Annotated in this window: 19 protein-coding genes; 11 read left to right on the top strand and 8 right to left on the bottom strand. The window is 71.0% G+C overall.

Annotated features, from left to right (window positions below):
• Positions 1–3 precede the first annotated feature (3 nt).
• Positions 4–7,773: a hypothetical protein gene (locus AB0M47_RS04435; protein WP_363408234.1), complete on the top strand. Its 7,770-nt coding sequence runs from the start codon at positions 4–6 to the stop codon at positions 7,771–7,773.
• Here the strand turns inward: AB0M47_RS04435 and AB0M47_RS04430 are convergent.
• Both AB0M47_RS04430 and AB0M47_RS04425 read right to left on the bottom strand, forming a co-directional pair.
• Entirely contained in the window at positions 7,755–8,255 is a 501-nt protein-coding gene (locus AB0M47_RS04430; RefSeq protein ID WP_363408231.1) for a hypothetical protein, read from the bottom strand. The genes AB0M47_RS04435 and AB0M47_RS04430 overlap by 19 nt on opposite strands.
• Positions 8,252–8,779, bottom strand: a complete 528-nt coding sequence (locus AB0M47_RS04425) for a hypothetical protein (protein ID WP_363408228.1) — start codon at positions 8,777–8,779, stop codon at positions 8,252–8,254. Before AB0M47_RS04425 ends, AB0M47_RS04430 begins: the two co-directional genes overlap by 4 nt.
• A 20-nt stretch (positions 8,780–8,799) precedes the next feature.
• Here AB0M47_RS04425 and AB0M47_RS04420 point away from each other — a divergent pair, with 20 nt between their 5' ends.
• Both AB0M47_RS04420 and AB0M47_RS04415 read left to right on the top strand, forming a co-directional pair.
• Positions 8,800–9,204: a YbaB/EbfC family nucleoid-associated protein gene (locus tag AB0M47_RS04420; protein WP_363408225.1), complete on the top strand. Its 405-nt coding sequence runs from the start codon at positions 8,800–8,802 to the stop codon at positions 9,202–9,204.
• A 25-nt stretch (positions 9,205–9,229) separates the two neighbouring features.
• Positions 9,230–9,532: a hypothetical protein gene (locus AB0M47_RS04415; protein WP_363408222.1), complete on the top strand. Its 303-nt coding sequence runs from the start codon at positions 9,230–9,232 to the stop codon at positions 9,530–9,532.
• 11 nt (positions 9,533–9,543) lie between these two features.
• On the opposite strand, the gene AB0M47_RS04410 is transcribed toward AB0M47_RS04415, so the two are convergent.
• The 3 genes from AB0M47_RS04410 to AB0M47_RS04400 all read right to left on the bottom strand — a co-directional run bounded on the left by AB0M47_RS04410 (position 9,544) and on the right by AB0M47_RS04400 (position 11,950).
• On the bottom strand, positions 9,544–9,930 hold the full coding sequence (locus tag AB0M47_RS04410) for a hypothetical protein (RefSeq protein ID WP_363408219.1): 387 nt from the start codon (positions 9,928–9,930) through the stop codon (positions 9,544–9,546).
• Positions 9,931–10,035: 105 nt separating this feature from the next.
• The gene (locus tag AB0M47_RS04405) at positions 10,036–11,295 is read right to left on the bottom strand and encodes a HAMP domain-containing sensor histidine kinase (protein ID WP_363408217.1); all 1,260 of its coding nucleotides are present in this window, start codon (positions 11,293–11,295) and stop codon (positions 10,036–10,038) included.
• A complete protein-coding gene (locus tag AB0M47_RS04400) occupies positions 11,288–11,950 on the bottom strand; it encodes a response regulator transcription factor (protein ID WP_253754600.1) in 663 nt (220 codons plus the stop codon). The genes AB0M47_RS04405 and AB0M47_RS04400 overlap by 8 nt, the downstream gene beginning before the upstream one ends.
• Before the next feature lie 81 nt (positions 11,951–12,031).
• Between AB0M47_RS04400 and AB0M47_RS04395 the strand changes: the two genes are divergently transcribed.
• A complete protein-coding gene (locus tag AB0M47_RS04395) occupies positions 12,032–13,186 on the top strand; it encodes a branched-chain amino acid ABC transporter substrate-binding protein (RefSeq protein WP_363408213.1) in 1,155 nt (384 codons plus the stop codon).
• Positions 13,187–13,243: 57 nt separating this feature from the next.
• Positions 13,244–13,783 (top strand): sigma-70 family RNA polymerase sigma factor, encoded by a 540-nt coding sequence (locus tag AB0M47_RS04390; RefSeq protein ID WP_363408211.1) that lies wholly within the window; start codon positions 13,244–13,246, stop codon positions 13,781–13,783.
• 79 nt (positions 13,784–13,862) lie between these two features.
• On the opposite strand, the gene AB0M47_RS04385 is transcribed toward AB0M47_RS04390, so the two are convergent.
• Positions 13,863–14,972 (bottom strand): right-handed parallel beta-helix repeat-containing protein, encoded by a 1,110-nt coding sequence (locus AB0M47_RS04385; protein ID WP_363408208.1) that lies wholly within the window; start codon positions 14,970–14,972, stop codon positions 13,863–13,865.
• Between the two features lie 127 nt (positions 14,973–15,099).
• Positions 15,100–15,600 (bottom strand): hypothetical protein, encoded by a 501-nt coding sequence (locus AB0M47_RS04380; protein WP_363408205.1) that lies wholly within the window; start codon positions 15,598–15,600, stop codon positions 15,100–15,102.
• A gap of 218 nt (positions 15,601–15,818) precedes the next feature.
• Between AB0M47_RS04380 and AB0M47_RS04375 the strand changes: the two genes are divergently transcribed.
• Together AB0M47_RS04375 and AB0M47_RS04370 are read left to right on the top strand one after the other, a co-directional pair.
• On the top strand, positions 15,819–16,619 hold the full coding sequence (locus tag AB0M47_RS04375) for an intradiol ring-cleavage dioxygenase (protein ID WP_363408202.1): 801 nt from the start codon (positions 15,819–15,821) through the stop codon (positions 16,617–16,619).
• Positions 16,620–16,667: 48 nt separating this feature from the next.
• On the top strand, positions 16,668–17,267 hold the full coding sequence (locus tag AB0M47_RS04370) for a hypothetical protein (RefSeq protein ID WP_363408199.1): 600 nt from the start codon (positions 16,668–16,670) through the stop codon (positions 17,265–17,267).
• Here the strand turns inward: AB0M47_RS04370 and arfB are convergent.
• Positions 17,264–17,689 (bottom strand): alternative ribosome rescue aminoacyl-tRNA hydrolase ArfB, encoded by a 426-nt coding sequence (gene arfB / locus AB0M47_RS04365; protein WP_363408196.1) that lies wholly within the window; start codon positions 17,687–17,689, stop codon positions 17,264–17,266. The genes AB0M47_RS04370 and arfB overlap by 4 nt on opposite strands.
• Positions 17,690–17,732: 43 nt before the next feature.
• Between arfB and AB0M47_RS04360 the strand changes: the two genes are divergently transcribed.
• The 4 genes from AB0M47_RS04360 (at position 17,733) to AB0M47_RS04345 (ending at position 25,547) form a co-directional block, all read left to right on the top strand.
• Positions 17,733–18,140, top strand: coding sequence for a RidA family protein (locus AB0M47_RS04360; RefSeq protein ID WP_363408193.1), 408 nt, complete (start codon positions 17,733–17,735; stop codon positions 18,138–18,140).
• Positions 18,141–18,365: 225 nt separating this feature from the next.
• A complete protein-coding gene (locus AB0M47_RS04355) occupies positions 18,366–19,316 on the top strand; it encodes a hypothetical protein (protein WP_363408190.1) in 951 nt (316 codons plus the stop codon).
• On the top strand, positions 19,309–21,477 hold the full coding sequence (locus AB0M47_RS04350) for a hypothetical protein (protein ID WP_363408187.1): 2,169 nt from the start codon (positions 19,309–19,311) through the stop codon (positions 21,475–21,477). Before AB0M47_RS04355 ends, AB0M47_RS04350 begins: the two co-directional genes overlap by 8 nt.
• Before the next feature lie 35 nt (positions 21,478–21,512).
• Positions 21,513–25,547 carry an AAA domain-containing protein gene (locus AB0M47_RS04345; protein WP_363408184.1) on the top strand — a complete coding sequence of 1,345 codons (4,035 nt, stop codon included), beginning with the start codon at positions 21,513–21,515 and terminating at the stop codon, positions 25,545–25,547.

Raw genomic sequence — 25,547 nt, 5'->3', positions numbered from 1 at the left:
GCCGTGGCCGTTGAGCCGCCGTCAGACGGATTCCTGCGCTGGGTCTGGGACCTGGTCTGCCTGGTCGGCGGCGGGTCCACCTGGCCGCGGACCAATGAGGACGCGCTCCGCGCCTACGGGAAGGCTCGGCAAGACCTGGCCGACCTGCTGGAGCGCTCCGGACACCAGTTCTCGGGCTCGGTCAGCGACATCGAGGCGCTGTGGCGCGGCGCGTCCGGCGAGGAGTTCGTCCGGCGGTGGCGCTACAAGCTCGACGTCGTGGTACCCGACATCGTCCAGCGGCACCGGTCCGTCGCCGAGCAGATGGATAAGGCCGCGCTGGCGGTCGGCGCGGAGAAGCTGTCGCTGCTCCTCTGTGTCCTGTGGTGCGCGGTCGAACTGATGATCATCCTGATCTCGGCGATCTTCACCGGCGGCGTCAGCTCACTGGCCGGCGCCGGGCCGATCGCCGTGGCGCGAGCCATCGGGGCCCGCCTGTTCGAGACGCTCATGCGCGACCTGGCCGGCATCCGAGGCATCGTGAAGGAGATCCTGGAAGAGGCGGTCCAGGAGGTCATCCCCGACTTCCTCGCCCAGGGCATCCAGAACGTCAACGGCACCCGGCAAGGCTTCGACTGGCGCAGCCTCGGCCTCTCGGCCCTCGGCGGCGGCGTGGGCGGACTCGTCGGACGCGGCCTGAACCGGCCGTTCAGCCCGCTGTTCCACTGGGCGGCCACCCGAGGCCCGGTCGCCGACCGGATGCGCGACTGGAGCGTCTCCCGCTGGGTCGCCGAAAGCGGCGTACGCGGACTGCACTTCCAGACCGTCAACCAGGTCACGAACTACGCCGTCAACGGGGCGGTCAACGGCGACTGGTCGGTGGACCTCTCGCTGTCCGGGCTGACCCGGTTCGGCGTCGGGGCCCTGACCGGCGGGCCACGGATGCTCATCGGGAACGCCGCGCACGGGGTGTACGGGCGGATCGCGGAATCCGCTCCGCTGGCGTCCGCGCCTGTTGTGCCTGCGCCCTCCGCGCCTGTTGCGGCTGCGCCTGTTGTCGCTGCCCCGGCCGTGCCTGCGGCGTCGGCGCCGGTTGCGTCCGGGCCCGTCTCGGCCGGGTCGCCGTCGGCCGGGCCGACCACGGCGAGCACCGGTGTTCCGGCTCCCGGAGCCGTTCCGTCAGGGACGGTGGGTGCTGGGACGTCGGCCGGGCGGGGTGCGACGCCGCTGGGCACGACGACACCGGGGACGTCGGCGACGCTGGGTACCACCGGTTCGAGTACGACCGCCCCGGGTGCCGGTTCCTCGATCGGCGCTAGTGCGGCAGGACCCAGCTCGGCGGCTGGCCCGGGTTCGACAACCGGTGGTCCAGTGTCGACGGCGACTGGTCCGAGTCCCACAGCGGCTGGCCCGGCATCGGCGGCAGCGGGGGCAACGCAACCGACGGCTAGTCCATCGGCTGTGGCGAGCCCGGGCTCGACTGCGGCTGCACCCACGGGCGGAACAGGCGTTTCTTCGGGAGCCGGCTCAGCTGCGGGGTCGAGCGCGGCAGCCACTGGAACGGCCGGGCCGCGTGCGGCGGGGCCGGGCGTGGCGGAGCCGGGCGCGGTGACGCCGGGTTCGCCGGTTCCCGGGGCGGCATCGGGCCCGAGCGCGGTGGGCGCAAGCCCGGCTGGCACGGGCGCTGCGCCGAAGATGGGTGGGACGAGCGCGGGCCCGGCCACGGCGGCTCCGGGACCGGACGGGTCAGCGAGCGCGGTGGTACGGGGGCTGCGCGAGCAGGGGCCTAGTGCCGATCGTGTTACCCGGGAGAACGTCCCCTCGCAGGGGCAGGAACCCCGTGCCACCTCGGAAAACGCGGCGAGCCCGACTACGGCCACGAGCCCGAGCGCGAGCCCGACCGCGGATCCGACCGCGGATCCGAGCCCGATTCCGACCACGGCGCCGAGCGCAAACCCAAGTCCGACCCCGACCCCGACCCCGACGCCGGCTCCGAACCCGGCGACGAGTCCGAGCCAGGGGGCGACGCCGGTGGAGGCGGAGGTGCGTGCGGAGGCTGGCGCGCCGCACGAATCAGGTTCGGCGCTGCGGTTGGGGGACGGCGTACCGGTGCAGGATGTGCGGACGGCCGACGAAGCTCCGGCGAGTCCGGCCGACGAGCAGTATCTGCGGCAGGCGCTGCCTCGGGACGACGCCGGGCGGCCACAGCGGTATCCGGATCCGCTCGGGGTCTGGGTCGGATATGTCAACGACGGCGGCCCGACAGTCACCGGCCGGTCGCTGAACTGCGACGACGCGGGCAACTCCGGTCTGTCCACGTGGTACGGACGCCCGGTGGTCGCCGCGGTGAACTCCGGCCGTGCCGGTATCCCCGTCGGGCGGACCGAGGCCTGGGCGGGGTCGGCGTACGCGCCGATGACGGGGTTGGCCGAGGTCGAGGCCCGGTTGGCGGCGGTCGCCGACGAGCACGGGGTCGTCACCGGACCGGCCGCCGCCGTCCTGGTACGCCCGGCCGGCAGCGCGGTTGCTCACCGATACAACGTGTACCTGCACGAGGGCCGTCCCTACTACGCCGATCATCAGAACGCGGCGACCGGATCGGTGGAGCGCCCGGCGATTCCGCCCGGCGCGGAGATCCATGCGATCGTGCTCGACCACCAGGGGCGGGCCGCGGCCGCACCCGCACGCAGTGAGCTGACCTACGTGCTGGCGGCGGGCTGGAGTTCGGGTACCGATGACCTGCGTATCCGGGTCGATCAGCTGATCCGGGCGAGCGGGTCGCCGCCGGCGGATCTGCTCGACGACATCGAGTCCTCCTTGACCGAGCTGGGTCTTCGGCCGGGGGAGACCCCGGTCCGCTGGGCGCGGTTGCTCCGGTCGCCGACGGGGTCGGCCGAGGTCGACGCGTTCCTCCGGTTGCTGCAACGGTCGGGTTGGCGGTCGGCGTACGAGCGGGCGGTGGTCACTCCCGATCAGGTGGCGACCGATCTCACCGGCGATCCGGCGTCGGTCGCGCGGACGATCGCGCTCGCCTCGACGTTCGCCGACGATCCGGCGCCGGGCTATCCGCAGCGGACGGACGCCGAGGCGGTTCAGCTCGTCGAGGATCTCGTCACCACGGCGTTCGGTGCGACGACTCGGCTCACCGGAGCCGACCTGGTCGTCGAGTTCGACGCCGACACCACTCGGTCAGTCGTTGTCGAGTACGCCGTCCTCCCGAAGCAGAGCCTGGCGCGTCTGGAGGAGAACGCGGGCCGTTTCCGGATCGCGGTCGCGCACGACGCCGATCTTCGTGACCCGGTCACGAGTGCCGCCCTGGCCGGGGAGTTGGCCAAGGTGCGGCTCGGCAGTGAGCACTTCCACCCCGACAACCCCGGTACGCATGACAGCTACCTGGAAGTGCTTCAGGCGTACAGCTATGTCGGTGTCTCGGACGTGGCGCAGACCTTGCGCGCGAATCGCGAGCCTGGCGCGACCGGGTTCCGCAGTGTCCGGGACGCGGCGGCGCGGCTGGTGGAGCGGGATCGCGCGGAGGCCGTGCGGGTGCGGCGTCGGCTGGAGTCGGCGGTTTCCCGGCTGCCCGCCGCTGCGGCCGCACTGGCTCGCTTGTACGCGGCCGAGTCAGCATCCGGATATCAGCCGGGGGAGCGGCTTTCCGCGCTGCTGTCGAACGGTTCGGCATCGATTACGGTGGCGACGCTGCTGGCCGCGGACGAGGATCTGACCGCTCGGGGTCAGGATCCGGATGAGCTGCTCGACGTGGTGGACGCCGCTCGGGTGCTGCGCTCGGCGTCGGAACGGTCGCTTGCCGAAAGTGGACGGAGCGATGTCGACGGTGCGACGCACAGGTTCGAGTCCGCGTTCGTCACGGTGGCCGGTCAGGCGCGCACGGGCGTCGAAACGGTGGTCGCCGACGAGCCGAGGGACGTGACGCTGCCCCGGTTGAGCGGTTCGGCCGACCGGCTGGACGCGTCGCTGCGCGCCGCTCTTCAGGCAGCCGGCCCCCAGTTGCGGTTCGGCACCGCGACCCGGGAGGCGGCGATGCTGGCTCGCTGGGGTCCGGCGCTGCACGCACTCGGTGGCGGCGGCGCTCGGCCTGACCCAGCCGATCTCGTGGCGGCCGCCCGTGGCGTCGTCGGCCAGACGATCGGTCGCCCGGATCAGGTGTATCTGCGAGACAACAGCGGCGGCGACGCTCATGTGCTGTTCCAGCGCCGGTTCGTGGATGCCTCGGGCACCGATCAAGTGGTGGAGGTCGTGGTCCAGGTGGTTCGCGACCTGGACCAGCGGGCCGCGTATGTCGACGACGTCACGATCGCGCCCGTGCCGCGCCAAGACTTCGGCCGGCCGATGGCGGGACCGGTGCCGCGTCAGGTCTCCGTCGTCGGTCACCGCGTCGGCCGGAACGAGGCCCTGCCCGGCGGACGCCACGCGATTCCGGCGAAGCAGCGGTCGGCGGCGGCCACGGCTGGACTGCTGCAAGCGGTCGTCGATCTCGGCGGGACGGCGACCACGCGTCCAGACGGCACGGTCACGGTGAACCTGCCCGCGCGCACCGAGCCGCTCGACCTCCGCGTCCGGGTCGCCCGTACGCGCGGCGGGGCGGCAGCCGAAGTGCGCCCGCCCCGGCCCGGCGGAACGGCGTGGGAGATCCGGCTCGACCCTCGGCGGCTCGACCGGCAGAGTCTGCGGCTGGATCTGGCCGAAGCCGTCGGCGCGGTGCAGGCGACCTCGCTGGCCCACCGCGGTGAGCGGAATGTCAGCCTGCTCGCGCGGTCGGCTCGGCTGGCCGCGATCGGCGCCGCGCTCGCCACGCCCGCGGCTACTCCTGGCGTTCCGCAGCCGGTACGCGCACGGGTGACCGCCGAGTCGCACGCTCTGATCGAGGAACTGGGGCTGCGCGGCGACCAGCCGGCCTTCGAGCAGCGCTTGGCGGTTGTGCAGCGGTTGCTCACGGAGGCGCTCGGCCCGTCAGCCGCGGCTGCCGCACAGGCTGTGGTGGCCAGGTTCGGCTCGCCCGTCGCCGAGATCACCGACTACTTCCAGCGCCTGGCGGCCGACGGAGCTCGGGCGGCCGAGCAGCGCCGCGTCACCGCCGAAGCGGTCACCGACATCCTGCTCGACCGGCATTCGCCGGGCCTGGTGACGGACATGCCGTCGATTCCCGAGATCACCGCGACCGGACCGGAGCTGACCGGCCCAGCGCTGGTCCAGCACATCGCCAAGGCCCTGCCCGCGATGCTCACGGGACGGGGCGCGACCGTGGCCGCCGTACGCCAGGACGCGGGTGGAGTCACGGCAACCGTGAACCACGCCGGGCTGACCAGCCCGGTGACGATTCAGACGAGGACCGGGACGCTGCCGTCGGAGACGTCCGCGCATCTGCGGATCGACCAAGCAGAGCGGATCGTCACCGTCACGCTGCCCGCCTCGATCAAGCCGGAACCGGCGTCCTTGGCGCTGGCCGGGGCGGTGGCCCAAGGCCTGGAGACGGTCAGCCGGGTCGACCATGCGCGGCCGACCCGTCCGGCGGACCTGCTCGGTCAGCATCAGCTGACCCGGCGGCTCCGGTCCGAACTAGACGGAGTCAGCCCGGCCGACGTCGGGCTCGCCGCGCAGATCGAATGGCAGGCCGAACATCTGACGGATCCGCTCGCGCTACGCAACCTGCTGACCCTGCTGGACCGGGCGGGCGCTCAGGCCAACCGGCCGCAGGCCGGCCTGCGCCGCCAGATCCTGGCCAAGCTCGTCCGTCCGGCGGTGGCGCAACGGCTGGACGATCTGCTGCGGTTCTCGCCGGTCATCGAGTCTGCCGTGCAGTCCGTGACGGCCGGCGGCCCTCGGCATACGGCGGCTCGTGGCCGGCGGCGTTTCACCGTCCAGCTGCCGGTCGGCTTCGAGTCCGCGGGGTCGCTGACCGCGCCTCCGCATCAGCCGTTGCATCCAGGCGTACGCCGGTTGGCCGGTCGCCGGGCCGACTGGCTGGAACGCCGGATCGCCTCCGCCCGTTTCCGGATCGATCGCCTCGGGACCGACGTCGTCGCGCGTACGCCGAGCCGGGCGCTCGCCGTAGCACTGCGGACCCTGATGTGGGCGCCCAAGTTCGTCACGAAGCGGTCGCTCGCGTTGCTGACGGGCAAACTGCGGTACCAGCGGATGTGGCGGGTCAGCGCGTTGTCGACCAAGACCGGCGTCACCGTCGTACGCCTTCCGGACGGCAGTCATCGTGTCGTGCCCTACACGACGACGTCGACGAGCCGGGCCGTCAATCGTCTCGGCGGCGTCCGGTTCTCGACCTTCACCCCCTGGAAGGAGAACAACACCGGACCCTACGGGCCGGCCGGGCCGCCGCCGATGTGGCTGTTCCCGCTGTCCGGTCACCTCGGCCTGGACGCCCTGAACGCGATCGCGGGCTTCCTTACCAACACCTTGCCGCTGATGAGGTTCTCCGTGAAGGACAGCAGCGGCATCGGCACCCCGCTGCCGTTCGGCAACACCGATGCCGAGACCGGCCGCACCACCGTGCGGGCGGTCAGTCTTCGCGACGGCGTGCTGAGTGGTCAGACTGATCCGGCGTATGAGGCGGCCCGGCGGCACAGCTTCACGTTCTACACCTTCACCGGCACGTTCATCGACTTCCAGATCGGGCCGCCGGGACGGCCGATCACCTCGTTCTACCTGTGGATCGGCGGTCAGGGATCGCCGATCTCGACGAGCCAGGACCACGACGCGATGATGGCCCGGATCCAGGAGATCGGCGAGGACTACCGGCGTACGGTCGCCGACGGCCATCCGCTCCGGGCGATGTGGAACCTACGCCGGGCACTGTGGGGCTATATGAAGGGCTTCCAGAGCGCCGACTGGGCGGTCCAGCCACTCGTCTTCGAGGTGGGCTACTCCCACCGCTACACGCCCTGGCTGGACGGGCCGGACCGGCTCGGCTGGGACGTCTCGCGGACGCACGACGACCCGGCCACGCCGGCCCACGAGTACGCCGACAACTGGCACGATCCGTTCACCCAGGGCAACGACCGGGCCGGGCTGCAAACCAACCCCAACGCCTCGGTCGCGGTCGGCTCGTTCAGCCTCAAGCCGTTCCTGCGCTTGCTGACCGCCCCGTTCCGGCCACGCCGGACCTGGCGACAGCTGAGGTCCACCACGACGGTGAGCTGGCTGACCCGTGAGAGCGTCGCCGATCATCTCGACCTGCCCGCCGTCGCTCCGATGCTGCGGCCGGACGGCACCGCGCGGCCGGCTGATCTGACGCTGCCCGACCAGATCCGCCGGGACCTCGCCGACCGGCATCAGAAGCTTCGGGCCCAGACCCGGCGGACGGTGGCCGAGGCTGCCGAGCTGGACGCGCTGGAGCGGCTACGCCAGTCCGCTCCCGGCCTCTGGTCCCGCAGCGGCAAGCTGTCCAATCAGGAGGTCGTCGCGCTGGGGGTCGGGTTGCCCCGGACGGCGGAGACGATCGAGCACTATGCCTCGCTGGCCGGAGTGGACTTCGGCGGTGTGCCGGTGGAGGTGGCCGAGGCGCCGGACGACCTCGCGTACCTGGACTACATGGGCGCGGTCGCGCGGACCGACGTCTTCGGCGTCCAGCTCGGCCCGGCGGCGTTCCAGGACGAGGAGACCCTCGTGCGTACGCTGGGCCACGAGAGCGTCCATGTGCGGCAGTTCCGCGACGGTCGCGTCACCTCGCTGACCGGGCCGCTGGAGGACGAGGCATACGGGGCTGAGGACGGATTCCTGGAGACGTGGCGGCGAAGCACCGGTCAGGCGACGTCCAGATAGGCCGCGCCGGCTTGGAACAGTTCGCGTCCGTGCAGGAGAAAGTGGGCCAGGACGTGCTCCGGCGCGTCGGGGCGCAGCCGGCGGCACAACGTCCACAGTGTTCTCGTCGCGCCCGACCAGCGCCAGAGGTCGCGCAACAAGGGGTCCACCAGCGCTGTCGCGGTTCCGCCGAGGCCGATGGCGAAGCGGGGTTCGGCCTCGCCCAGCGGATGTCCGATGGCGCTCAACTGTGGCCGCAGCCGATGCCGGTCAGCGAAGGCCACACTGGACTCGATGCCGACGACGACGATCAGTCCCCGCGCTTTGAGCAACGGCTCGGCCGGGTCGTGCTCGGTGCCGCTCGTGGCGGCCCATGCGGCGATCTCGGTGGCGTTCAGCACTATCGTCTGCGATCCGACGCGTACGTGGTGACCGCCGTCCATCGTCTCGCCCGCCGGGTGTTCACCCAGGTAATGGCCGATCGGCCAGACCGTCGTCGTCATATCACCCGGTCCAGGTAGGCCGCTCCGGCGGCCATCAGCGGACGCAGCCCGTCGAGCAGGCCTGGTAGGAGAGTCGCGGGTTCGACCGACGTCTCGGCCGCCAGCCGCAGGCAGACCGACCAGAGGTCCGGCTCGGCGGGAGCCGCGGCCCACACCGCGAACATCGGCCCGGACACCGACACCATGGGCGTACCCGGCAGGCCCAGCACGAATCGGTCGCCGTCCGCGCCGAGGGCCATGACCAGCGGCTCCAGACGGTGCCGGTGCGCGAAGCCGATCTCGTCGTCCGGCTCGACTCTCGCCGCCAGACCCTCGCTCAGCAGCGCGTCCAGCTCCGCGCCGGTCCAGCCTTCTTCCCCTGGTACGCCGTGCGCCCGAGCCCACAATGTGAAGAGGCCGGCGTCCACTTCGATCATCCGATCGCCGACCCGGATCGGGTAGCGGGTGGCCGGGTCGTCCGGCGGGCCGGAGACGCCACAGAATTGCCCGATCGGCAGCAGCAGCAATGCCTGAGCCGTCGTCATCCACTGTAGAATACACAGCCATGAGCATCAGCGAGGAGATGCTGGAGTCGATGCGGGCTCAGGCCCGGCGGCTCGACGACCGGCTCTCGCAGATGTCGGGGGCGCTCGACGGGCTACAGGAGCGGATCCAGGCGGTCGAGGTGACCGCGGAGTCCCGCGACGGGCTGGTCCGAGCCACCGTCGGCAGCGACGGTCACCTGCGTGACCTGGTGCTGGACGCGCGGATCTATCACACCGCGGATTCGGCCAAGCTGGCCCGGACCATTGTCGAGACGACCGAGGTGGCGTCGCGGGAGGCGCGTGAGCGGGTCAAGGAGATCTGCGCGCCCTACGTGGATGGTGAGACGCTCGACGACTACGCGTCCGGCGACTTCGACGCCGCGATGCGGCGCTTCCGGCAGCGGATGCCGTTCCTCGCGGAGTGAATCTGGAGATGTGGGGGAGTGACCGATGACTGATCCGACCACCGTCAAGCTGCCCGGCGCGGACGCCGCAGTGGCGGCCTTCACCGCCCAGGTCGCCGGGGCAGGCGCCGAAGCTGCGGCGTACATCGCCCAGGCGGCCGCCGCGGCCGCGAACATCGGCGACGCCGACCCGCCGGTGCTCGAACTGGTGGAGACGGCCGCGGAAGCCGATAGCCGGATCATGGAGATGCTCGACGCCGACCGCGTACTCGCCGACACGGGTCCGGTGGCCACCGATGAACTCAACACGACCGACGCGCAGGTCAGCAGCCGGCTGACGATCCACTAGCCCCGGCCGGCTCAGCCGACGGCGGCCTCTTCGCGCTGATGCTGGACGTGTTCCTCGATGGTCGCCATGAGGCCGGCCAGGCTCAGCGGCCGCAGCATGGTGACCGCGCCGGACAGCTGCTCGGTGACGGCGTCGGCCGCGTCGGGCATCGGCGCGATGACGATCGTCATCGAGGACTTGGGCAGCAGCCGCCGGATCGCCGCCTCCTGGCCGGGGATCAGGTCGGCCTCGGCGACGAGCACGTCCGGCTGGGTGGACAGCATGCTGCGCAGCTTCGCGGGGTTGCTCGTGGAGATCGTCTCGTAGCCGGCGTTGCGCAGGATCCGGCGCAACGTGACCAGCAGCCGCCGATTGCGTTCGGCGATCAGGACGCGGGGCGCCTCAGTCGTGGGATGCATGGCCGATCAAGCCTCCGGTCGGGATGGACGGCAGTGGACTCATGCGGGAATACGTACCGACGGCTCCCTCGGATCACGGCAGGTTCATGCCAAGTCGCCGCCGGCTCACTCGGGAAGATCAATGCGGGCGACGGCGCCGCCCCCGGGATCGGTGGCCACGCTCAGCCGGCCGCGATGCAGGCGTACCGCCCAGTCGGCGATGCTCAGGCCCAGCCCGGAGCTGCCCGGGGCGGTGCTGGTGAACCGGTCGAACGCGGGCGCGCCGGAGGTCAGGCCCGGGCCGTGATCGCGGATGACGACCTCACCTTCGCGTACGCGGACCAGCACGTCCGCGCCGTGCCCGTCGACGGCACCGTGGCGTACCGCGTTCTCGACGAGATTGCGCACCGCCATGCGCAGGATGGCCGGGTCGCCGTGGCTGACGACGGCCTCCACGTCGAGATCGACGGACCGCGCGCCGGCTGCAGTGTCCTCGACGACCTCGGCGACGAGCTGGTCGAGCCGGAACTTCTCCAGGCGCAGCTCGCGCGTTCCGGCGATCATGCGCGCCCGGGTGAGCAGGGTCTCGACCGAGTTGGTCATGCGGTCGGCGGAGCGGATGACCTTGCGCAGCGCGCCGGATTGATGGTCGGCGTCGACGAGGGCGGCCTCGGCGGTGACCCGGATCGTCGTCAGCGGCGTACGCAGTTCGTGGGCGGCGTCGGCGAGGAAGCGTTCCTGCTGGTCGAGGGCGGCTCCGGCGATGCGGGTGCTGCGCCGCGCCAGCAGGTACGCCCCAGCGCTGGCGAGCAGCACGAAGCCGATGCCGCCGCCGATGAGGGTCAGCGCGAGCCGGGTGTGGGCGGCCTCGGAGTCCTGCGCGTCGATGGTGACGACGACCGATCCGGTCGGCCGGCCCGCGCTCTCGACGGCGAAGGCGACCGCGAGCAGCTGCTGGGTGGTGCCGTCGGTCGCGGTCGCCTTGGCGACCACGCTCTGGTTGCCGGAGATGCTCGACCACGCGGCCGGTTCGAGGCGGCGCAGCGGCACGAGCTGGGTGCGGCCGGGCCGGGCCAGCGCCGGGCCGAGCGCGTCGCCGCGGCGTTCGAAGACGTAGACGCCGGTGGCCCGGTCGCCGATCGCGTCGGCCACGCCGGTCAGCCGCAGTGTTCCGGCCTCGCGGTAGATCAGGGAGAGCACGGCGCTGCTCGTGATCCGCAGATCGGCCAGCAACGCCTGCTCACGCTGGTGGCCGTCGACCTGGATACCGGCGAACGCCATGCCGGTGACGCCGGTCAGCGTGATCGCGGTGAACACGGCGATCAGCCGGATACGCAGCGAGCGCAGCCGGTCGGCTGTGGTCAGCCGACGGCGGCCGCTATTCATCGCCGATCCGATATCCGGACCCGCGCACGGTGTGGATGAGGATGGGTGGGCCGAGCTTGCGCCGCAGCTGGGTGATCACTACATCCACCACATTGGACAGCGGATCGGCCAGCTCGTCCCAGCAGTGTTCGCGAAGGTCGGCTCGGGTGACGGTGGCGGGTGCGCGGCTCATCAGCTGCTCCAGGACCGCGAACTCCTTCGGCGTGAGTAGTTGCAGCACGCCGGCTCGGCGTACTTCATGACGGGCGCAGTCCAGCTCCAGATCGGACACGCGCAGTACGGGCGGCAGCATCGCGGTGCTGCGCCGGCACAGCGCCCGCACCCGCATCACGAGTTCGGCGGCGGCGAACGGCTTGGCCAGGTAGTCGTCGGCCCCGGCCTCGAAGCCGCGTACCCGTTCCTCGATCTCGCTCAGCGCGGTGAGCATCAGCGCCGGCACCCGGATGCCGCGCTCGCGCAGGCGGTGCAGGTGCCGGGCGGAGTCGCCGTCTGGCAACATTCTGTCCAGCACCACGCAGTCGTACGCGTTGACGCTGAGCGCCAGGTCCGCCTGTGGCCAGTCGCCGGCGTGGTCCACGGCGAGGCCACCGGCACGCAGGGCGGCCACGGCCGCCTCGCGAAGGTCGCGATCATCCTCGACGACGAGTACGCGCATGAGGCTGAAGTATTCCGATAGAACTGCGGGTGTGCCAGATCCGTATTCGTTGAGGCATTCGTAACCGGCCCGGGAGGATCGATGAGGGCAGCGCGGCGTACCGCCGTGGCGGCACTGCTGGCGATGGAGTTGCTGGGCTCCGGCGGGTGTACGCAGCCGCCGTCGCGCCTGGTCGAGGACGCCGGCGGCTGCGGTTACAAGATCGCCTTCTTCGGCGCGCTGTCGGGGGGCAACGCCAATCTCGGCCGCCACCCGTACGACGGTGTACGGATGGCGGTGGATCAGTACAACGCGGCCAACGCGGCGTGTCCCGTCGAACTGTCCGAATTCGACTCACAGGGTGATGAGAAGCTCGCGCCCGAGGTGGCGCAGCGGGTCGTCGACGATCCCCGGATCCTGGGCGTCGTCGGACCGCAGTTCTCCGGGGAGTCGGAGGCGGCGGTGCCGATCCTCGACCAGTACGGCGTCACCGCGATCACCGCCAGCGCCACCCGTCCGGCCCTGGCCGAGCAGGGCTGGAAGGTGTTCCACCGGGCGGTGGGCAGCGACGCCGAACAGGGCCCGGCCGCCGGGCGGTACATCAAACGGGTGCTCAACTCGCGGCGGGTGATCGTCATCGACGACTCGTCGGCGTACGGGAAGGGGCTGGCCGACGAGGTGCGCCGGGTGCTCGCCGGGGTGATCGTGAAGAGCCTGTCGGTACGCGTGAAGCAGACCGACTTCAGCCACGAGGTGGCCGACGTCGCCGCCAACCAGGCCGACGCGGTGTTCTACGGCGGCTACTACGCCGAGGCCGCGCCGTTGCTTCGGCAGCTGCGCCAGGGCGGCGTACGCGCGGCGTTCGTGGCCGCCGACGGGGTCAAGGATCCGGGGCTGGTCGAGGGGGCGGGCGTGGCCGCTGCCGAAGGGGCGATCCTCACCTGCCCCTGCGTGCCGCCCGACCGGATCAAGGGCAGCTTCCTGACCGACTTCCGGGCCAAGTTCCACCGGGAACCCGGCACGTACGCCGCCGAGGCGTACGACGCGGCAAACATCCTGCTGGCCGGCATCAACGCGGGCAACCACACCCGGCCCTCTCTGCTGGCCTATGTGGACTCCTACGTCGGCACCGGCATCACGAAGTCGTTCAAGTTCGACAACCGGGGCGAGATCTCCTCGGCGTCCGTCGCCATCTGGGCGTACCGGGTGGTCGACGGTCGCATCATCCCTGATCAGATGGTGCAGGAGGATCCGTAGACAGTGACACGTGTCGCTTCATGAAATCCTCATCCGGACTGTCGCAGGATTTCGGGCATGGAGGAGACACGGGCTGCCACGATCCTCGACCACCTGTATGACGCGCACGGCACCGTGCTGATCGGCTACCTCGTCGGCCAGCTCGGCGGCGACCGCGGCAAGGCCGAGGACATCGCACAGGAGACGCTGCTGCGGGCCTGGCGTCACGCCGGCCTGCTGGACCTGGAACGCGGACTCGCCCGGGGCTGGCTGTTCCGGGTGGCGCGCAATCTGGTCATCGACGCCCGGCGGGCGCAGTCGGCCCGGCCGACGGAGGTCGGGGCGACCGGGCTGGCGGCCGAAGGCGTCGACACCACCGAGCAGATGGTCACCGCGATGGCCGTCCGCGCCGCCGTCCGGGAACTGAGCCGCGATCAGCGGGCCGTGATCGTCCACCTCTACCTTCGCGGGTTCACCGCGGTGGAGACCGCCCGCGCGCTGGGCATCCCGCTCGGGACGGTGAAGTCGCGGGCGCACCACGCGCTGCGCAAGCTGCGCCAGGTGCTGGAGGATCGCGGCGCGGACACGGCTTCCCGGCTGGCGACGGCCGGGGTGTAGACGCGCGGGACCCGGCGTAATGCTTCCGCCGAGCAGCCGGGTCCCGCGCTCTTTCGCGTTCCGTCGCCCGCAGCGGCGTTCACGACGGGAAGCAGGCCGCGGTGGAGACCGTCGCGGTCACCTGGTAGGAGTCGTCGATCTTCACGAGGCTGTTGCCCGACCAGGCGCTGCCCGCGCAGAGCCCGGTCGCGTACACGGGGCCGTAGGTCCAGCTGCCGGAGACGATCTTGTTGCCGGTCACCTTCCAGGCCGGGCCGGCGGTGTAACCGAGGAACACGGTGTATCCGCCGCCGGCGAACAGGTTGTTCTGGATGGTCACCGATCGCAGGTTCGTGTTGTCGAGGAAGACCGCGCCGTTGGCCGCGGCGGCTCGGGTGTCGAACGTGTTGTGCGTGAGCACCACGTTGCCACAGGGTCCGTCGGGGCAATAGGAGTCGACGCCGTCGGCCGTGTCGTCGCCACAACTGGCCGCGTACGAGTCGCGGATGACGGTGTTGCCGCCATCCACCCGGAACGGCTGCGACGACCCCCGCACGCGTACGCGCACCGCGGTCACGTTGCCGCCGTGCAGCCCGGCGAAGCCACACCCCGACGACGGTCCGATAGTGGTGTCGGTGACGGAGACAGAGCCGCCGTCGGTGACGATGCCGCCGTCGGCTTCGCTGTCGCGGACGACGACGCCGCTGGCCTTCACGACGATCTGGCCGGTGACGTGCAGGCGATCGATCACCTGACCGGCGGTGGTCACGACGACGTCGCCGGAGCGGGTGGTCAGCTGGGCGCCGGCGGGCGCGCCCGTGCACGACGGCCGCGGGTACGCCGGTAGCGCGCACGCCCAGCCGCTGGCCTTGGCCGGGCTGGGGCTGACCGCCTTCGACGGCGACGCCGTGGTACTCGGCGTCGCCGAACCCGAAGCGCTCGGCGTGCCGGACGGGGTCGCGGTGAGGTCGTCGGCCAGCAGGTCCGCCTCGGCGCCCGCCGTCGTCGCGTACGCGGTGGGGGAGGCGGCCGGGTCGGCGGGGGACATCCGCTGCCAGACGATGGTGGCCACGACCGCGACGGCGATGACGCCCGCGATTGCGGCCAGCCGGTTCAACTGCCCGGGGGCGTCCCGGTGGGATCGGATGACCCGGGTCACCCCGCCGAAGATGCTCGACGGTCCCGATTCTGGTTGCTCGTCGGATTCCACGCGGGCTCCCCGGCCTCAGTCCACACTCGACGATCACAGCGTAGGCGTCCGGCGTACCGGGTCAATCATCCGCTTGGATCGAGCGCCGGCGCGCCGGAGGGGGGATTCCGCCGCGCCGGCGCCGCTGTCAGCAACCGCAGGTGTAGTAGAGGATGTCCCAGTGGTTGCCCTCGTCGGTGTAGAGGTTTCCGGACGGGGCGCGGTACTGGTAGCCCCAGCCGGAGATGTAGCCGACGTACGTGTAGGTCGACGTGATGTAGTTGTTGATGCAGCTGTACTTGCTGATGTCGACCTTGTAGCCGTTCCAGTGGCTGTACGTGCCGGACGAGTGGCCGGTCTCGGTGCCGGCCGTGACGTTGATGGCGCAGCCGGTGTAGTTGCGCAAGGTCACCACGCCGCTGATCGTCGACTGACGGATCTGGTCGAACGACGTGCACGTCGCGACGTTGCGGTTTGAGCAGTTGCCGCTGGAGGACCAGGTGATCCCGGCCGCGCTGAGCTGTGCGGTGGCCTGGGCGTGGGTGAGGAAGGTCGCGGCGTGCGCCGGTTGGGCGAGCGCGAGTGAGAGGACCGTGGCCGTGGCGAGGGCGCCGAGCAGGGTGACTGCCCGGCGGAGGACCCGGAGCATGGTGACTCCTTCACGATACGAGTCGATGTTGTGAAAATTTCACACGTGGCCACGTGGACGAATTCTTACCACGGCGTAGGTGGATCTAGGGCTGTCGTAACCAATGCGATATGGAAATTTGAGGATGTGCCTATGGAACCTCAAGACATCGATGGTTGGCTCTCCCTTTCGTGAGTTCCGGTCGCCCGGACCGGGGCCGCAGTGAAGGAGGAGCCCTCATGTACGAGGACAACGACGCGTACGTGCGCGCCGTGCACGACAAGGGTCTGCAGTTCGACCTGGCCACGATGTCCCGCCGCCGGATGCTCGCCACGATCGGCGGCGTCGGGCTGGCCGCGGCCGTCGGCGGCTCGCTCGTCGTGCCCGGCGACGAGGCCACCGCTGCCTGCGTAGCCGAGGTCGAGTCGGAGACCGCCGGACCCTACCCGGCCGACGGCAGCAACGGCCCGAACGTCCGGGTCCTGTCCGGCGTGGTCCGAAACGACATCCGCTCGTCCTTCGGCACCGCGTCCGGCACCGCCGCCGGCATCCCGCTGACGTTCTCGCTCACCGTGCAGAACCTCAGCTGCGCACCGCTGGTCGGCGCGGCCGTCTACGCCTGGCACTGCGACCGGGAAGGCCGCTACTCGCTCTACTCCAGCGGCGTCACCAACCAGAACTACCTGCGCGGCATCCAGGCCACCGACTCGTCCGGCACGGTGACCTTCACCAGCATCTACCCCGGCTGCTATTCGGGCCGCTGGCCGCACATCCACTTCGAGGTCTACCGGTCGCTCGCCGCCGCGACCACCGCCGCCGGGCAGATCGTCAAGACCTCGCAGATCGCCCTGCCGCAGAGCGTCTCGCAAGCCGTGTACGCCACCACCGGCTACAGCCAGAGCGTGACGAACCTGAGCCGGATCAGCCTCGCCACCGACATGGTCTTCCGCGACGACCTCGCCGCCCGGGAGATGGCCACCGTCACGGGCAGCGTCACCAGCGGATTCGTCGCCAACCTGACGATCACCGTCCCCGCGTGACGCGTGCGCCCCGGGTCGCGCACCCCGGGGCGTCGATAGAGTCGGCCGATGACCACACCGCCACCGCTCGACGCCTGGGCGCCCTGGCAGCCCGGCGAACTCGCCGAACGCCTGCGACCGTTCCGATCGCCGTGGTGGATCGCCGGAGGCTGGGCGATCGACCTGTTCCTCGGCGAACAGACCCGCGAACACGGCGACATCGAATTCGGCGTCGCCCGGCAGCATTTCCCGCAACTCTGGCCACTGCTCGACGGACTCACGTGCTGCGGCGCCGACGGCGCGGTCCACCCGCTGCCGCCCGGGTCGACGCCACCCGAGAAGTTCCGGCAGATCTGGGTCTACGAACCCGGGCACGGCTCTTGGCGTACCGACATCTTTCTAGAGATTGTGGACGGTCCGCTGTGGCGCAGCCATCGCGACCCGCGCGTGACCCTACCGATCGAGCACGTGTACGCGCGGACGCCGGACGGCATCCCGTTCCTGCGCCCGGAGCTGGCCTTGTTCTACAAGGCCAGGCGGCCACGGCCGAAGGATGAGGCGGACTTCACCGTCGCCGCGCCCAGATTGGACGACGCGGCCCGAGCCCAGCTGATCGGCTGGCTCCGCCTCGTCCACGCCGGCCACCCCTGGCTGGACCGCCTCGCCTAGTCGAGGTCGGTGCGGCGGTTTTGCTTGATGTTCGAGCGGCGTTTCTTGGCCGAGATGCGGCGTTCCACCGAGCCCTTGGTCGGCCGGGTCGCGCGCCGGGCCTTCGGCGGGGGAGCGATCGCCTCGCGGACGAGTGCGGCGAGGCGGGTCTGCGCGGCCATGCGATTGCGCAGTTGCGCGCGATGTTCTGAGGCCGCGACGGTCAGTACGCCGTCCACGAGGCGGCCGGCGAGGCGATGAAGCGCGCGTGCCTTGAGCGCGTCGGGCAGTGCCTCCGAGTTGGCGAGGTCCCACGACAGCTCGACCCGGGAGTCGGCGGTGTTCACACCCTGCCCACCCGGCCCGCTCGAACGGGAGAAGCGCCAGCTCAGCTCGGCCTCGGGAATCTCGACGCCGGGCTGGACGATCAGCGTACCGGCCATGGTGCCAGCATCTCATCCCGTGAGCCTGGCTAGGCTGGGGATCATGCCCATCGTCGACCGTCTCATTGACGTTCCCGGTAACTCGCCTGGCTTCGGGTTCGCCCACGCTGTCACGACCACCGGCCAGCTCGCCTTCGTCTCCGGCCAGATCGCCCTCGACGCAGCCGGTCAGCTCGTCGGACCTGGGGATCTCGCGGCCCAGACCGAGCAGTCGCTGGCCAACCTCGGCCGCGTACTGGCGTCGCTGGGCGCGGACTGGCCCGACGTCGTCAAGCTGACCTGGTTCCTCGTCGACGTGTCCGAAGTGCAGATCGTCCGTGACGTCCGGGACCGGATGATCCGGCCGTCGCTCGGCGACCGTCCCAATCCGGCCAGCTCGCTGGTGCAGGTCGCGGGGCTCTTTCGGTCCGAGTTCCTGGTCGAGGTCGAGGCGATCGTCGCCCTGCCCTGACGGCTTCGTCGGAGGCGATCATGAACCGAATTGATCTTGAATGGTAGGCGTTGCCAGGGCGACGTTTTCTATTCAAGATCAATACTGCATGCAGGGTGCTATCGGCGTTTCATCGCAAAAGAGCGTTCTGTCGGATTTAGGGTCCAGGAGTGCGCCGCTGTTGGCGGCCTTCGACTGTGCCCGGCGGGACGAATCTGACCAGCGCGTAGGGAACCGCAAGACGAGATGCACCACGCCAACCAGTTTTACGGCCATACGTATGTGCTGGCTCGGTACTGCGACATGCCGGACCCGGACCATCCACAGCGCGTCGACGGCTATCTCCAGCACGGCTGGAACATCGGCGACGGGCTGGCTCGCGGCGTACCGTTCGTGCACGGCAGCACGCTGTTCGTGTGGTCGGAGCGGACGCGCCGCCGAGCGTGGTCGCAGGGCCGCCGCGACGTCGTGGCGATCGGCGCGCCGTTCGCGTACCTCCTGCAGATGGACCCTCTTGAGCGAGAACTAGAGGAGCAGCGGGCCGGGACGATCTTCTACCCGTTCCACGGCTGGGAGGGTCAGCAGATCCTGGGCGATCATCAGCGCCTCGCCCGGGAGATCGCCGAGACGGAGTCCGGCCCGGTCACGGTCTGCCTGTATTGGAACGAGCACCAGCAGCCGGAGATCCGTGCGGTCTACGAGCAGGCCGGGTTCCGGGTCATCTGCCACGGCCGGCGGGGCTTCTGGTGGCGCGGTCAGGACCGTGAGTTCCTCGTACGCCAACTCGCCGAGCTTCGGCGGCATCGCCGGGTCGCGTCCAACCGGTTGACCAGCGCGATCTGGTACGGGCTGCTCGCCGGGTGCGAGGCGGCCGTCTACGGCGACCCCATGGTCCTCGAGAACGCCGACCCGACCTTCGGCGGCTATCCGCGTATCCGTGATCAATGGGCGGCGTTGCACGGCCGCGAGACCGATCTGGCCGAGTGCCGGTCGCTGGCCCAGGCGGAGCTGGGTGCGGACCTGCTGGTCGGTCCGGCCGAGCTGCGGGTGCTGTTCGGCTGGCAGGAGACCTGGAACGAAGCCCGCGCCGCCGTGGCCCGCGCCGCCGCCGGCGACACGAGCGCCCGGGCCGCCGCCACCGACGACACGAGCGCCCGGGCTGCCAGCGAAGACACGAGAGGAGCCGTTCATGTCTGAGGTGGCTGCCGCACCAGCTGAGCGGAACGCAGGCCAGCGCGCTGAGCGAAAGCCGGGGAAGGGAACCGGTAAGGGCACCGGCATGTGGTCGTGGACCGATTGGCGGGATCCGGCCACGATCGTCGCGAGCGGCTCGGTGTCGGCGATCGTGGCCGACCTGGTCGTCGCGGACAGCCGCGTGTTGTTCGCCGGACCGCACGACGCCGACCTGGTCAAGGCCACGCAGGAGGCCGGCGCGGCGGTCACCTGGCTGATCCGGTCGGTCGACGACGCCGGCCGGCTCACCCAAGAGCTGCCCGAGGTCGAGGTCGTGTGCGGATCGCTGGACGCCCCGGCTGATCGGTTCGACCTGGTGATCGCGCTGGACGGATTCGGGCGGCTGACCTCGGCCGAGGACGACGACGCCGGACGCCATGGCTCCGGATACGCCGGAAACCACCCCGCCGGAAACGTCGCAGGCCACGACGCTGGCACCGCCGGAAACCACCACGCCGGAACCGCCGCAGTCCACGACGCCGGCGCCGACGGAGGCCACAACTCTGGAGGGCACGACGCCGGAGGCGATCCCGTCGCGCTGCTCGCGGCGTTGGTCGCGGACGAGGGCGTACTGGTGGTGCTGCACGAGAACCCGCTCGGTTTGCATCGCACGGTGGAACTCGCGCCGGGGCGGGAGTACACGGCCGACGAAGCGTGGTACCTGGCGGAGGCGTACGAACCTCGGCTGCCCGCGTCGATGAGCGCGCTCACTGCCGCGTTCGAAGGGCACGGGCTGACCACCCACGCCGGGTACGCCGTCTTCCCGACCCCGAAACGGCCGCACGTGCTGGTCGGCAGTCCGGTCCTGGCCGACCCTTCGTCCGAAGTGCGCGCCGGGTTGCGTCCCCTGTTGACGCAGGCGTTCACCGAGGCGTACCGGGGGCGGGAGGTCCTCGACGATCCCCGGGATCTCGTCTTGCGGATGGCGTACGCCGCCGCCGAGGAGACTCTCGCGGCAGGCTGGCTGCTGATCACGAGCCGTGCCCACGCAGCGATCACGCAGGACGATCAGGCCGAGGTCCCGGCGACGCAGGACGATCAGGCCGAGGTCGCGGTGATGCAGCAGGAGCTGGTCGTCTCCAGCGACGGCGGCCGGCTGGTGTCCACCCTCGACGGCGTACGCGGAGAACCCCGAACGGTCGGCGGTCTCCGGGAGGTGACGCAGTGGCGGTTGCCATCCGGGCCGACGCTGGAGGAGCGCCTGCTGCGGCTGTGCGCCGCCGCCGACCTGCCCGGTCTGCGCGCGCAGCTGCGCCGGTACGCCGATTGGCTGAACGACACCGCCGCCAACGGCCTCCTGCCCGGCCCGATCGCGTTGGCAACGTTCGGCAGTGTCTGCGATGACGGCGAACAGTTGCGACCTGATCTGGTCCGCTGGGAGCCGATCGCACCGGTGCCGGTGAAGGTCGCGCTGCATCGGGCACTGTGGGACTTCGCGGCGACGCTGATCACCCGCAACCGGCCGCATCCGTACCCGGTCACCTTCGACGCCGCCGAGTTGACCGAGGTGCTCGTTGCGGCCGTCGACGCCGTTCCCGGTCCGGGCGACCTGGACGCGGCCGTCGAGTTGGAGGTCGCGATCCGCTCCGCGCACGGCGACCCCGACTCCGTACGCACCCGGCAGGAGCTGGGCGCGGACCTGCGGCCGATGCCTGACGTGGCCGGATATCGGGCGCTCGTCGATGTCCTGTGGCGGCAGAACTACCTGTTGCAGCACGCGCGCGAGAACGCGGCCTGGCTGGAGAAGATCCTGCTCTCCCGCGACACCACGCTGAGCAAGCTCGACCTGCAACTTCAGCGGCATCAGCTGACCGGGCCGGAGCACATGGTGGAGATCGCGCGCAAGGCGTACAAGAAGGTGCGTGGCAAGGTGGCGCAGCGGCGTCGGGTCGAGGAGAAGCCGCCCGCGCCGAAGCTGTGTTCGGCGTGCCGCATGGAGGAGTTGGGCGCGGCTACGCCGTACCGCCGGCTGCGGGTGCGGGTGGAGCACATCGACTTCGAGGCGACCCCGCCCAGGCCCCGCACCACGCACGCCGAAGAGACTGTGCGCGCCGAAGAGACTGCGCGGGCCGAAGAGACTGCGCGGGCCGACGAGAGCGAAGGTGCCATCGTCACGGAGGGGTGATTCGCGGTGGCCGTCTCGCGGGTAAGGGCCGGGGCGTGCTGGACGAGCCGTGGCAGAATCGACAGGTGCCGCCGGACGCGCCGCTTGATCCACTCGACCCGCTGACCTCGACAGATCAGCCGGGGGAGTCGCCTCGTGCCCGGCGGATCCGGTTGACCGCCCGCCGCTGGGCGGATTCGCTGATCGACATGTCCGGCGCGAACCGGCTGATCTATTACCGCGATCTCAAGTCCGGCACGCTCAATCTGGCGCAGGCCGACGCCGCGGCGGTGACCGCGCTGCTCAGCGGGCAGGCGCGGACGGTCGGGGACCTGTTCCGGGAACCGGATGCGCGGGCCGACGCGATGCGTCGCGTACGCACCATCCGCACGAAGATGCGTGAATTGTCGGAAGAGCGGGGTCTGGACGCCGGATACCTCGCCGTCGGGATGGCCACCTGGCGCGAGGCCGACCGCGCGCCGCGCTCGCCGGTGCTGCTGTACCCGCTACGCGTCACCGCGACCTCGGCGATCGAGGCCGACTTCACCCTCCGAGTGACCGGCGAGGCCGAGGTCAATCCGGTGTTGCTGCACCGGCTCGGGCACGACTTCGGCGTACAGGTTTCCGCGGACGAGGTGCTGATCGGCGCCGAAGGCGCGTCGGCGGAGGAGGAGGCCGAGCAGGCCCTCGAAACGCTGGCGAAGCTGGCTTCGCGCGTACCGGGGTTCGCGGTCTCGCCCGATCGCGTCGTCGGCACCTTCGTCTACGAGAAACTGCCGATGGTGCAGGACATCCAGCAGTCGGCCGGGCTGCTCGCCGTCAGTGACGTGGTCGCCGCGCTGGCCGGGGACACCTCGGCCGCGCGGGAACTGGCCGGCGGCGACCGTGTCGAGGTCACCGCGCCGGACACCATGCCGCTGCGCGACGAGTTCCTCGTGCTCGACGCCGACTCGTCGCAGAGCCGCGCGATCAACGCCGTCGTGGCCGGGCAGCATCTGGTGGTCAAAGGCCCGCCGGGCACCGGCAAGTCCCAGACCATCGCCAACCTCATCGCCACGCTCGCCGCGCGCGGCCAGACCGCGCTGTTCGTGGCCGAGAAACGGGCCGCGATCGACGCCGTGGTCGACCGTCTGCGGGCGGTCGGCCTCGACGATCTGGTGCAGAACCTGCACGGCGGCACGACCAGCCGCCGGGACCTGGCCGAGTCGCTGCACGCGCGGCTGCTGCGGCTCACCGAGGAGCACCAGCCCCAGCTCGCCGACCTCGGCGCCACGCTCGTCGCGCGGCGCGATCAGATGGTCGCGCACAACACCGCGATGCACCGCCGGCACGCTCCGTGGGACGTCTCGGTCTTCGAGGCCCAGGCTCGGCTGCTCGGGCTCGGTCCGGAGGCGGTCACTCCCACCAGGTGGTACGCAGAAGGGTTGCTGGCCTTGGACCGGCAACAAGCCGACCGGTTGCGCGACGGCGTCGCCGAGGCGGCCCGCTTGGGGTTGTTCGACCCGGCGCTGCGGACCGGAGCCTGGGACGCCGTCACGACGACGGATCCCACGCAGGCCCGGGCGGCGATGCACGCGGTGACCGAACTGGCCCAGCGGCGGCTGCCCGAACTGCGTCGCCTGGTCGCCCAGGCGGCCGCCGAATGCGGGCTGCGTCCACCGTCCACTCTCGACGAGTCGCGGACGATGCTGGTCACGATCGCCGACACCGAGTCGGTGCTCGCCCGGCTGCGTCCCGAGGTGTTCTCCGGGCCGGTCGACACCTGGTGGGCCGCCAGCGGCGACCGCGCCTTCCGGCGTACTCATAAGGTGAGCCTGAGCTGGTCGCAACGCCGCGCCGCCCGCAAGGACGCGAGTGCGCTGTGGCTGCGGGGCAAGCCTTCGAAGCGTGACCTGCACCAGGCGATGGCCGACGTGATCGAGGTGAGCCGGCGCTGGCGTGAGGCGAGTGTGGACGGACGCGCACCGCGCGGATCCACCGTGACTCAGGCCGCGCTGTCCACCTTGGAGGACACCGCGCGGGATGTGGCCGCGGTGCCGGTGATGCGCCCGGACACCCCGCTGGACCAGCTGCACTGGCAGGCCGACGCGCTCGCCGCCGACTCCCACGGCCTCGACCGGGCGGTACGCCGCAACGGCCTGGCCGCAGAGCTGCGGCAGTGGCGCGCCGATCGGCTGCTCGACGAGCTGACCGCCCGGCAGGCGGGGCCGGAGCTGGCCGTGCACGCCTTCGACCACGCCTGGCTGACCAGCGTCCTGGACCACATCCGGGCCGGTGATCCCCGGCTGCGCGGGTTCGACGGCGATCAGCTGCACGCCGCGGCCGAGCAGTTCCAGGCCGCCGACGCCGAGCACATCACCACCACCCCGGCCCGCGTACGCCGTGCCGCCGCCGCGCACCTGGTCGCCGTCCTGGACGGACACAAGGACGAGCAGGACCTGGTCCGTCGCGAAGCGGTGAAGAAGGCGCGGCACCTGCCGATCCGGCACCTGTTCGAGAAGGCGCCGCACGCGCTGCTGGCGATCAAACCGGTCTGGGCGATGAGCCCGCTGCTGGTCAGCCAGGTCCTGCCGGCTCAGCGGCTGTTCGACGTGGTGATCTTCGACGAGGCTAGCCAGGTCCTGCCGGTCGACGGGATCACCGCCGTCATGCGGGGACGCCAGCTCGTCGTCGCCGGCGACGAGCACCAGCTGCCGCCGACCGCCTTCTTCGACAAGGTGGACAGCGAGACCGAGCTGTCCGATCAGGACGAGGAGGCGTACACCGACGACGTGGAGTCGTTGCTGCAGGCGTTCTCCAGCGTGCTGCCGCTGCCGCAGGTGACCCACCTGGCGTGGCACTACCGCAGTCGCGACGAGCGCCTGATCGCCTTCTCCAACGCCCAGATCTACGCCCCGCACGGCAACGAGCTGGTGACCTTCCCCGGCGGGGTGGCGGGGCCGACGCTGCGCCACGTTCTCGTGCCGCCCGTGCACACCAGCCGGACCTCCGAGGTCGCGCTGGAGAGCGCGTCGGCCGAAGTGGACAGAGTCGTCGAGCTGATCCTCGAACACTTCGAGACCCGGCCCGAGGAGTCTCTCGGCGTCATCACGATGGGCATCAAGCACGCCGACCGCATCGACGCCGCGTTGCGGCGTGCCCTGGCCAGCCGCTCGTACCTGCACCGGTTCTTCACCGAGAAGGGCGCCGAGCCGTTCTTCATCAAGAACATCGAACGGGTGCAGGGCGATGAGCGTGACGCCGTCATCCTGTCCGTCGGCTACGGCCCCGGCCCCGACGGGCGCATGCTCTACCGGTTCGGCCCGCTGAACATGCAGGGCGGGCAGCGGCGGCTCAACGTGGCCATCACCCGGGCGAAGCGGCGCATGACGGTGGTCTCGTCGTTCTCGGCGCACGACCTGGATCCGCAGCGGCTGCGCGCTGACGGGGCCCGTCTCCTGCGCGCCTACCTCCAGTACGCCGAAGGCATCGGCGCGGCGCCGGGGGTGACCGGTGGCGTACCGGCGAATCCGTTCGAGGCCGACGTCCTGGCCCGGCTGACCGAGGCCGGCATCCCCCTCGTCCCCCAGTACGGCGTGGGCGGGCACCGGATCGACTTCGCCGCCACCCACCCCGACGACCCGAACCGCATGGTGCTGGCGATCGAGGCCGACGGCGCGACCTACCACTCGTCGCCGACCGCCCGCGACCGCGACCGGCTGCGGTCGGACCACCTGGAACGGCTCGGCTGGCGGTTCCACCGGATCTGGTCGACCGACTGGTTCCATCGGCGCGACGCCGAGATCGCCCGCGCGGTCGAGGCGTACCGGGACGCGCTGGCCGGCATCGAGGACCCGTCGCTCGCCCCGCTGGTGCAGCCGATCGCCGTCCCGACCCGGACGGGGGAGCCGCCGGAGGTCACCCCCGGTCTGCCCATCACCGAGTACACCCAGTCCACGCTGGTGGACCTCATGCGGTGGATCGAGAGCGACGGGCGGCTGCGTACCGAGGACGACGTGCTCAACGAGGCCATGGTGCGGCTGGGCTTCACCCGGCGCGGGCCACGCATCGTCGAGGCGCTCAGCCGGGCGATCGCCACCGCCCGCGCCTGA

Source organism: Hamadaea sp. NPDC051192, from assembly GCF_040682475.1.
GTDB classification, from domain to species: domain Bacteria; phylum Actinomycetota; class Actinomycetes; order Mycobacteriales; family Micromonosporaceae; genus Hamadaea; species Hamadaea flava.
This window is presented reverse-complemented; position numbering and strand designations above follow the sequence as displayed.